This is a genomic window from Thermodesulfovibrionales bacterium (assembly GCA_035686305.1).
In the GTDB taxonomy this organism is placed as follows: domain Bacteria; phylum Nitrospirota; class Thermodesulfovibrionia; order Thermodesulfovibrionales; family UBA9159; genus DASRZP01.
In genome coordinates, this window is sequence record DASRZP010000015.1 from 1 (window position 1) to 9,598 (window position 9,598).

Here is a 9,598-nt window from a genome sequence, read left to right on the forward strand (position 1 = left end):
AAAGGATTCTGAATCATCAAGACCGGCCTTTGCAGTGTTGCCTTTGAAGCCCATCGAGGCAAGCTGCCGGGCGAGAAGATCATCGGTATTTACGGAGAAAATCATATTCCCCTTGACATGGGGCACAGGGCAGATGTATACAATCCATAGACCGGGGAAGTCAAAAAAACCACAAGGAGAAGGATATGATCCCATCTATTCGTTTATCCCTGATCGCACTCGTGACGGCTCTTTCAAGCGGACTCGTCCCGATTGTAACCGCACATGCCGATGACGGCCAGAGTCTCCTGCAGGAGGTTAATCATATTGTTGTGATCTATCAGGAAAACCACAGCTTCGACAATCTCTTCGGCGGATGGGAACACGTTGATGGTATTCGGGTAGGCGATACTCATAAAGGTGGACATGTGCCTCAGGTCGATCAGGAGGGTAGGATCTTCGCCTGCTTGCCGCAGAATGACGTGAATCTTACATCTGCAAAGCCCTTTCCTAAAGACTGCTCAGAAGGAGCCGATGCGATAGGTGACCAATTCAAGAACAAGCCCTTTTCTCTTGATAAACTCCTCTCCTTCTCCGATCTGACGTGCGTACCTCCGGGACTGCGGGCGGACAACGGCTTGGCGAAGGGTTATGGTCTCCGTGGCGGGTGTACGAGGGACATGGTGCATCGCTTCTATCAAGAGCAGTACCAGATCAACAAGGGCAGGATGGATCGCTACGTTGTCGGGAGCGATGCTGTTGGCCTGGTGATGGGCTATTATGAAACCAACAACCTCCCGATCTACAAATACCTGCACCGCGCCGGCCATCCGCGCTATGTCATCGCCGATAATTTTTTCCAGGCTGCATTCGGCGGGTCCTTCCTGAACCACCAATGGCTGATCGCTGCACGCACGCCTGAATGGGTTGATGCCGTGAATGATGGATCTGCATTTGATCAGCATTCGGTTGTTGACAGCAACGGCATGCCCAAAAGCTCCATGCTCTACACCCCGCCGGCAAACGCCCTTGTGATGGACCAAGCTCTAACGGCTTCCTGCAAGCCTTCGGAAAAGCGCGGTCCTACCCCGGCAGGCGTGGTCTGTGGCAATTTCGTGGTCAACACCATTCAGTCTCGCGCATGGCCCTATGATCCGAATGTGAGCGACAGCGAAAAACGTCTGCCTTTGCTCACAACGACGACCATCGGGGACGAACTCACCGCAGCCGGCGTCGATTGGGCATGGTATTCCGGCGGCTGGGCAAATGCTGAGGGCGCAGACAAACAGCCGGGCTATACGAACAGACCTCGCTATACCAGACCGGGCGGAGGGCCACAATGCCCGGCTACGGCGTATGAGAACGCCCGGTGGCCAAAATGTCCCGATAAACTGTTTCAATTCCATCACCAGCCCTTTAACTATTACGCAAATTATGCCCCCGGGACAAAGGCGCGTGAAGACCATCTCCGAGATGAGGAAGAGTTTATTCTGCTCGCAAAAGGGTCCAGGTCTGAACCCTGCAAACTCAGGAAAGTGAGTTTTGTTAAGCCAAATGGCGGGGACAACGAACATCCCGGCTACGCCAGCCTATGGAAGGGCAACAACCACCTGGTGGATCTGATCAAGTACGTTGTCAATAGCTCATGCGCTAAAGACACGATGATTATCGTCACCTATGACGAGTTCGGCGGGCAAGCCGATCACGTCCCGCCTCCGGCGACAGGCAATCCCGTTGGTCCCTATGACCAGTGGGGACCTGGGACGCGCATCCCTGCGCTGGTAATCGCTCCTCATTTGAAGAACGAATTCGCTGTCGATCACGAGGCGCACGACACGACGTCGATACTTGCGACGATAGAGCATCGTTTCGGCCTGTCTTCACTCGGCAGCCGGGATGCAGCTGTCAAGGATTTGAGCACGATCTTCAAGGCGAAAGGAGTGCCGGCTCAAGCCCCGAAACAATACTGAACGGTAACGTCGAAAGCCGGAAGCGCACCGATGCAGGGACGACGGAGACGGAACCGTTGAGGCCCCTTACAGGATCGAAATTCCCCATGTCCCTTGGTTTTGATGACCCGGCATGAACATTTGACTAGAATTTCTCTATGAGGTAATATCTTGTATGCATCAACACGCTGACTTCGTGCCGCTCCATCTTCACACGGAATACAGTCTTCTTGACGGTTCCATCAAGATCGAAGAGCTTGCTGAACAGGCCTCGCGCTTCAAGATGCCGGCAGTCGCCATGACCGACCACGGTAATCTCTTTGGTGCAGTGGAATTCTACAAGAAGATCTCGAAGGCAGGGATAAAGCCCATCATCGGATGCGAGGTGTATGTTGCCCCTGCAAGCCGCTTCGAGAAGGGTGGCACGGGCGCATCGGAGGCATCGTTCCATCTCATCCTCCTTGCCAGGGACAACGCAGGATACCGAAATCTTGTGACCCTTGTTTCGAAGGGTTACACCGAAGGGTTTTATTATAAGCCGAGGATAGACAAGGACCTCCTCACGCAGTACTGCGGGGGACTGATCGGACTTTCGGCCTGTCTCAAGGGAGAAGTGCCCTATTACCTGAACAGGGACATGACGGACAAGGCGCGGCAGAGCGCCCTTGAGTACAAGCGCATCCTCGGTCCTGAGAATTTTTATTTTGAGCTGCAGGATAACGGTCTCGAGGCCCAGGCAAAGGTGAACCGAAAACTCGTCGAACTTGGTGAAGAACTCCATATCGGTGTTGTCGCAACGAATGACTGTCACTATCTCAAGAAGGAAGACGCACGCGCGCACGATATCCTTCTCTGTATCCAGACGGGCAAGACCGCGAGCGATACGTCGAGAATGCGGTTTGAGACTGAGGAATTTTATCTCAAGTCTCCGGAAGAGATGAAAAAGGCCTTCGCCGATATCCCTGGCGCCCTGTCAGCCACGCGGCAGATTGCCGAGAGGTGCAATGTCCAGTTCACCCTTGGAAAGGCGCTGCTTCCGCTCTTTGCCGTTCCCGGAGGAACACCGGAATCCTATCTCAAGGAACTCGCCCACAAAGGACTGAGAGAGAAATTGGGAGACAGCCCCCCCGAGGTCTATAGGGAGAGATTACGGGTTGAACTGGGCATTATCAACAAAATGGACTACGCATCCTATTTTCTCATCGTATGGGACTTCATCAGGTATGCCCGGAGTAAAGGCATACCCGTAGGCCCCGGTCGTGGGTCTGCTGCCGGGAGTCTTGTGGCATACTGCCTCGGGATAACAGAGATTGATCCCATTCGATATAACCTCCTTTTCGAACGCTTCCTGAACCCCGAGAGGATCAGCATGCCTGATATCGACGTCGATTTCTGCAAGGACAGAAGGGGAGAGGTCATCTCATACGTCTCTCAGAGATACGGTGAAGACCATGTGGCACAGATCATAACCTTCGGAACAATGGCTGCAAAAGCTGCGATCAGAGATGTGGGGAGGGGGCTCGATATGCCCTATGCCGAGGTCGACAGGATAGCCAAGCTTGTTCCCAATACCGTGAACATCAAGATCGATGAAGCCTTGCGCGATGAACCACAGCTCAGGGAACTGTACGAGAGTGACCCGAAGGTGAAGGACCTTCTCGATATCGCCAGGAGACTCGAAGGTCTCTGCAGACATGCCTCTACGCATGCCGCTGGCGTTGTTGTTTCTCCTGAGTCCCTCAATGAATACGCCCCCCTTTACAAGAATCCGACGGACGGCACCATAACGACACAGTTCGATATGGGCTCTGTTGAAGCCATCGGTCTCCTGAAATTCGACTTCCTCGGCCTCAAGACCTTGACGGTCATCGAAAAGACGATCGACTATATAAGGGCCAATGGCGGTATCTTCTCCCTTGAGGATATCAGGTTCGACGATACTGACACCTACGGCCTCCTCAGTTCCGGTCAGACGACCGGCGTTTTCCAACTCGAAAGCGAAGGGATGCGTGATATCCTTGTGAGGATGCAGCCGAACAGGTTCGAGGACCTCATTGCCCTCGTTGCGCTGTACCGTCCGGGCCCTATGGCCTGGATAGATGACTTTATCAAGCGCAAGAAAGGTGAGGCGAAGCTTTCCTATGAACTGCCCCAGTTAAAGGAGATCCTCGACGAGACGTACGGCATCATCCTTTACCAGGAGCAGGTCATGATGATCGCGAACAAAATAGCGAACTTCTCCATGGGCCAGGCCGATATCCTGAGAAGGGCTATGGGGAAGAAAAAGCCTGAAGAGATGGAGAAGCAGAAGGAGGTCTTCATCAAGGGCGCTGTTGCGAACGGAATAACGGAGAAAAAGGCGGCCCGGATCTTTGAGACCATGGAGCCCTTTGCGATGTACGGGTTTAACAAGTCCCATTCTGCAGCCTATGCCTATATCGCCTATCAGACCGCTTATCTCAAGGCCCATTTCCCTGTTGAGTTTATGGCGGCGACCCTCAGCACGGACATGGACAACACCGACAAGATCGTCAAGTCCATAGGGGAGTGCAGGAAGATGTCGATCGATATCCTGCCGCCTGACATCAATGAGAGCGGGAGGGAATTCAGGGTGATCGGAACGTCGATTCGCTTCGGACTCGAGGCGGTCAAGGGGGTCGGTTCGGCTGCCATTGAATCGATTCTTGAGGCGAGAGAGAAGGAAGGGCCTTTCAGATCTCTCGAGGATTTTCTCCAGAGAATGGACGGCAAGAAGGCCAACAAGAAGGTTGCCGAGAGCCTCATCAAGGCCGGGGCCTTTGACTCCCTCGGAACGCACAGGGCCGAGGCCATGACTTTCCTGGATTCCTCAGGCGGTTCGTCGAGAGTCGGCAGCCTCTTCGGTCAGGATGATCCGGGCAGGAGGGAGATTTCACGATGGGACGAAATGGAGACCCTGAGAAATGAGAAAGAGACCCTTGGGTTTTACATTACCGGACATCCCCTCACGAAATACCGCGAGGTGACCTCGGCGTTGCAGGTACGGAGATTATCTGATCTTGAGGCTGTTGCCGACAAGGAGGAGGTCCAGGTTGCTGGGGTAGTGAGCGCAATCAAGAAGATAAAGACCAAAGGAAAGGCCGAGACTATGGCATACCTCACCCTCGAAGACGAGGACGGGAGCGTTGATGTCCTGGTCTTCCCCGAGATGTACAGGAACATGGCCGAAATCCTGAACAAGGAGAGTCTCCTCGCGGTGAAGGGGACGGCAGATAAAACCGAAAAGGGCATCAAGATCATATCCAAGGAGATTTCACCGCTCCAGGATCTTATATCAAACAGGGGCCCCCAGAAAGTGGAAGTGACGATCAAAGCACCTGCCATGCCTGAAGACCTCAAGAGTCTGAAGGAGCTCTTGTCCTCCTATAATGGGAAAAAGGGCAGATGCCAGCTCTACCTCAGGATCGAAGCCGGGGGAGCCCTCGTTGATATCGCCACAGGATTGTCTGTTGAACCGTCCTCTGATCTCATCGGGCGCGTTGAAGGGCTCATCGGGAAGGGAACGGTAAAGATCAGCTAAGATGACAGGGCGGAAGAGAGGATGGACCATGAAGATCTCTGTCGCCGAGTCATCTGTGCGGTCTTGAACGCCGGGTTGGCTGATGAGATACTATCTCGACTTCGAAAAACCGATTGAAGAGCTCGAGACAAAGATCGATGAGCTGAAGCGTCTGTCTGACGGCAAGGATATCGATATCACCGCTGAGATCAGGAAACTTGACAAGAAGGTGAAGGACCTCAGGTCAGAGATATTCGTGAACCTCACTCCCTGGCAGAAGACAATGATAGCGAGACATCCTGACAGACCCTATACCCTCGATTACATTGCTCTTCTCGTTGAAGATTTTATGGAACTCCACGGGGACAGGCGGTTTGCCGATGATCCTGCCATTGTCGGGGGAGTGGGGAAGATCAGGGGCGTGCCCTTCATGATCATAGGTCATCAAAAGGGGCGGGGGACGAAGGAGCGCATATACAGGAATTTCGGCCAGCCCCATCCCGAGGGTTATCGAAAGGCCTTGAGACTCATGAAGCTTGCAGAGAGATTCAAGGTGCCGATCCTGACGTTCATTGACACCCCGGGAGCATATCCCGGCATCGGTGCCGAGGAGAGAGGGCAGGCCGAGGCGATTGCGAACAATCTCATGGAGATGTCCAGGATCAAGAGACCGATCATATCCATCGTGATAGGAGAAGGGGGAAGCGGCGGCGCCATTGCCCTTGGCGTTGCCGACAGGGTCTATATGCTCGAGCATTCCGTTTATTCGGTCATATCTCCCGAGGGGTGTGCTGCCATCCTTTGGAAAAAAAACGGGGAACTGGGTTACGAGGACTACGAGAAGGCGGCGCAGGCCCTCAAACTCACTGCCCATGACCTTCTCAGGTTCAAAGTGATCGACGATGTTATACCTGAACCGCTCGGTGGTGCGCACAGGGACTATGAAGCCATTTCACAGAAGATAGCCGATTCTGTCATAAGGGCCTTTGACGACCTGAAATCAAAGACGCCGGCTAAACTCGTTGAGGACCGGTACAGAAGATTTCGGAAGATCGGCACCATCGAGACCGCTGAACGGGAAAGGGCCAGTCATGCCGGAAGTTGAATTGCCGAAGACTGATGAGCTTGAGGAGATTCGGGGAAAGGGATTTACGAAGCGCGTTGCCCTCAGTACGGCGATTGTTGCTGTGCTCCTCGCAATTACCTCTCTCGGGGGAAACAAGGCGATGAAGGAGATGCTCCTTGCACAGCAGCAGTCGTCAGACCAGTGGGCTTTCTATCAGTCCAAGGTGGTCCGCGAGCATTTCTATCGGACGCAGAAGATACAGATGGAGACGGCTCTCCTCGAAAGGGGAGAGGCGATGAGGCCCGATGTCCGGAGGCAGTACGAAGCGCTCCTCAAGAAGGCGCAGGACGAAGAGCTGCGGTACGGAGAGGAGAAGAAGAAGATCGAAGAGGAAGCCAGGCGTCTCGAACATGAGCGCGATCTCTACCGGTCAAAAGACCCGTATTTTGAATATGCCGAGGCCCTCCTCCAGATCTCGATTGTCCTGGCATCGATTGCGATCATCGCTCTCTCCCGACAGATCTACTCCTTTTCGGTCGTGGCGGCCGTTCTCGGAACGGTATTCATGGTGAACGGCTATATCCTGATCTTCAGGCTTCCGTTTTTTCAGTAGGAAAGACGCGGGCTTCTCCGCCCATCACGGCTTGTGGCATTTCTCGCACTCCGTCACAGAGGTTGCTGCAGTACCGTTGTGGCAAGCGCCGCAGAACTTCCCGTTGTTCATCTCAGACATGGTCATCTTGCCCTGGGTCTTCTTCATGGCGAAGAGCTTCGTATGGCAGTCATCGCACTTGAACATCGAGAGATGGAACTTGTGGCTGAAGAGCACATTGCCGATGCCCTCGACCTTATAGAGAAGGGATCGGTCGAAGTTCCTCAGATCATGGCACCGTGAACATTCCGTCGGGGGAAAGGCCCTCTTTCCGTTATGGCATTCACCGCAGTATTTGCCCTGATAGATATCGTCCATGGTGATTCTCGTTGAACCCCTCTTCATGAGAAATATCCCGAGATGACACTCCTTACACCCCAGCTTTGTGTGAAACTCGTGATTGAATTTCACCGGAAACCCCGATGAGGCAAGGGTAAAGGTCTTCAGGTCATGACAGTCAGCACAGAGGGTCGTATTGATCCGGATAGGGCTGTGTCCTTTAAAAGGATGACACTGGTTACAGTGATAGCCGGTGTCCCGGTGAATTCCATGGGGAAAGACGCCGGATCCCTTCTCCATGGAGGAGAACTTCGGGAAGGAATGGCACCGAAAACAGGGGAGGGCATTCGCTGCCTCGTCGCGCGTAACGATTCTCTCGGGTGGTTTTTCGACCTTCTGTTTTTCGACATGGGGAGCACAGGAGACGATCAACGTGAACAGGCTGATAAAGAGAATCCATCTCATCTGTTTGTCCTCCGTGCCATACCTATGAACTCCTTCGATTCATGGAGAGATCGGGATTCTCCTTCAGCTCCAGTTCGTATTCGAGCGGATGTTCGTGCTTGAACGTCTCCATGGGGATCTTGCCGGTGATCCAGGTCATGCTCATGGGGAACTTGTCCCACTTGAGATGTTCGTTGTAAAAGTGCCAGAAAAGGATGAAGACGATCGCAAGGAGCGCCTCGTCGCTATGGAGGACGGACAAGAGTTCCCATATCCAGTTTACGCTCCACCCCGGGAAAAAGTACTGGGCCTTTGTCGGAAAGGCGAGCGCAAGGCCTGACAGTCCGATGATCCCCATGCCCCAGAAGACCGCCCAATAATCAAACTTGTGGATATAGCTGAACCTGCCGAACTGGGGCTTTGTCTTGCTCAGGCCGAAGAAATAGAGGAAGTTGTGGATGAGATCGATCACATCCTGAGGGAGGGGGACGATGGTCGTTCTCGTATCGAACTTCATCTTCCCTGTCAGGAGCATATAGGCAAGATAGGCAACGTGCCAGACAAAGTCGATGAGCATGGTGACGCCCGCTATCCTGTGGATGATACCTGCCGTCTTCGGACCGCCCCATAACCGTATCCACCAGCCAGCATGCTCAATGGCAGGTTCGGGATATTTCAACGACCAGCCGGTAAAGGCAAGAAGCAGAAAGGTGACGAGCATGATGACATGCTGCATCCTGAAGGTGAGGTTGAAGCGCAGATATTCATTCGGTTTCGTATCAGTCATGGGAGTCCTCCTTTTTCTTTCTAAAAACATGATCTCTGATCTCGGAAAAGGCCTCGATGATTACGTGCCCGACGACAAAGAGGAAAACGCCAAGGGTCAAGACGATGAGGATCTTTTCTCCGTAGTATGGTATGGGATTGTCCTTGCCTGTCGGTTTATGAGTTATGGCGGTGACAAACTTCTTCGTGGCCCCAGGATGACACCTCCCGCAGGTCTGGACCCTCTTCTCCCATGAGACGGGTGATGCGGGATCGTCCCATTTCTTTATGCCGTGCGCCCCGTGACAATCGACGCACGTCGGTGCGTCAGGATGGCCGAGGGCGTATTTCTTCCCGTGAAAACTCTCTTGGTATCTCTCGATGATATGGGTCCCGAGATTATATTTCTTCGCTATCTCCTGTTTATCATGGCATTCCCCGCAGGTTGTGACGATCTTCCAATGGTTCACCATGGATTCTCCTGACTTCGCGGGCATGATGTAATGAGGAGAACCATGGCAGTCCAGGCAGAACGCGCCGTCCTTCTGCTTCTTTTCCATGATGTTTCTGCCGTGGACGCTTTCGGAGACGGCTTTGTAGATATCGCTGTGGCAATCGGTGCATGCCGAGTATGCAACAGGGTCTACCGCCGCCTTGGGAGCAATAAGGCTCACGAGACCGGCGATCCCCTTTCCGACGTCCCCCTTCGGGGATTCATGGGGATTGTTTATAAAGGTCTTGTGGCATGCCGTACAGCCTATCATGCCGTGTACGGACTTCGAAAAACGTTCTTCATCGATGTTGACCTCGATAAGGATGCCCTTGTCTGTTCTGATTTTGGCCTTCATAGCGGTGTGACAGGCAAGGCAGGTGAAGGTTTCTGCAGATACAGGCGGCGAAGGCAAGAACACTGATATCAGCAGCAG

General features: G+C 53.4%; 7 protein-coding genes. 4 read left to right on the forward strand and 3 right to left on the reverse strand.

Going from position 1 to position 9,598, the window contains the following annotated elements; genetic code table 11:
• The first annotated feature begins 185 nt into the window (after positions 1-185).
• The 4 genes from VFG09_01515 to VFG09_01530 all read left to right on the forward strand — a co-directional run bounded on the left by VFG09_01515 (position 186) and on the right by VFG09_01530 (position 7,145).
• Positions 186-1,949 (forward strand): alkaline phosphatase family protein, encoded by a 1,764-nt coding sequence (locus VFG09_01515; GenBank protein ID HET6513812.1) that lies wholly within the window; start codon positions 186-188, stop codon positions 1,947-1,949.
• Between the two features lie 154 nt (positions 1,950-2,103).
• Positions 2,104-5,487, forward strand: a complete 3,384-nt coding sequence (locus VFG09_01520; protein HET6513813.1) for a DNA polymerase III subunit alpha — start codon at positions 2,104-2,106, stop codon at positions 5,485-5,487.
• 82 nt (positions 5,488-5,569) lie between these two features.
• Positions 5,570-6,571, forward strand: coding sequence for an acetyl-CoA carboxylase carboxyltransferase subunit alpha (locus VFG09_01525; protein ID HET6513814.1), 1,002 nt, complete (start codon positions 5,570-5,572; stop codon positions 6,569-6,571).
• Positions 6,558-7,145, forward strand: a complete 588-nt coding sequence (locus VFG09_01530; GenBank protein ID HET6513815.1) for a DUF4337 domain-containing protein — start codon at positions 6,558-6,560, stop codon at positions 7,143-7,145. Before VFG09_01525 ends, VFG09_01530 begins: the two co-directional genes overlap by 14 nt.
• Before the next feature lie 24 nt (positions 7,146-7,169).
• Here VFG09_01530 and VFG09_01535 read toward each other — a convergent pair whose 3' ends face one another.
• From VFG09_01535 to VFG09_01545, 3 genes are all read right to left on the reverse strand, one after another.
• A complete protein-coding gene (locus VFG09_01535; protein HET6513816.1) occupies positions 7,170-7,928 on the reverse strand; it encodes a cytochrome c3 family protein in 759 nt (252 codons plus the stop codon).
• A 22-nt stretch (positions 7,929-7,950) separates the two neighbouring features.
• Complete coding sequence (locus tag VFG09_01540) at positions 7,951-8,694, reverse strand: cytochrome b/b6 domain-containing protein (GenBank protein HET6513817.1); 744 nt, start codon at positions 8,692-8,694, stop codon at positions 7,951-7,953.
• Positions 8,687-9,598, reverse strand: a 912-nt coding sequence (locus VFG09_01545) for a hypothetical protein (protein ID HET6513818.1), incomplete at its 5' end; no start/stop codon positions are given. The genes VFG09_01540 and VFG09_01545, both read right to left, overlap by 8 nt.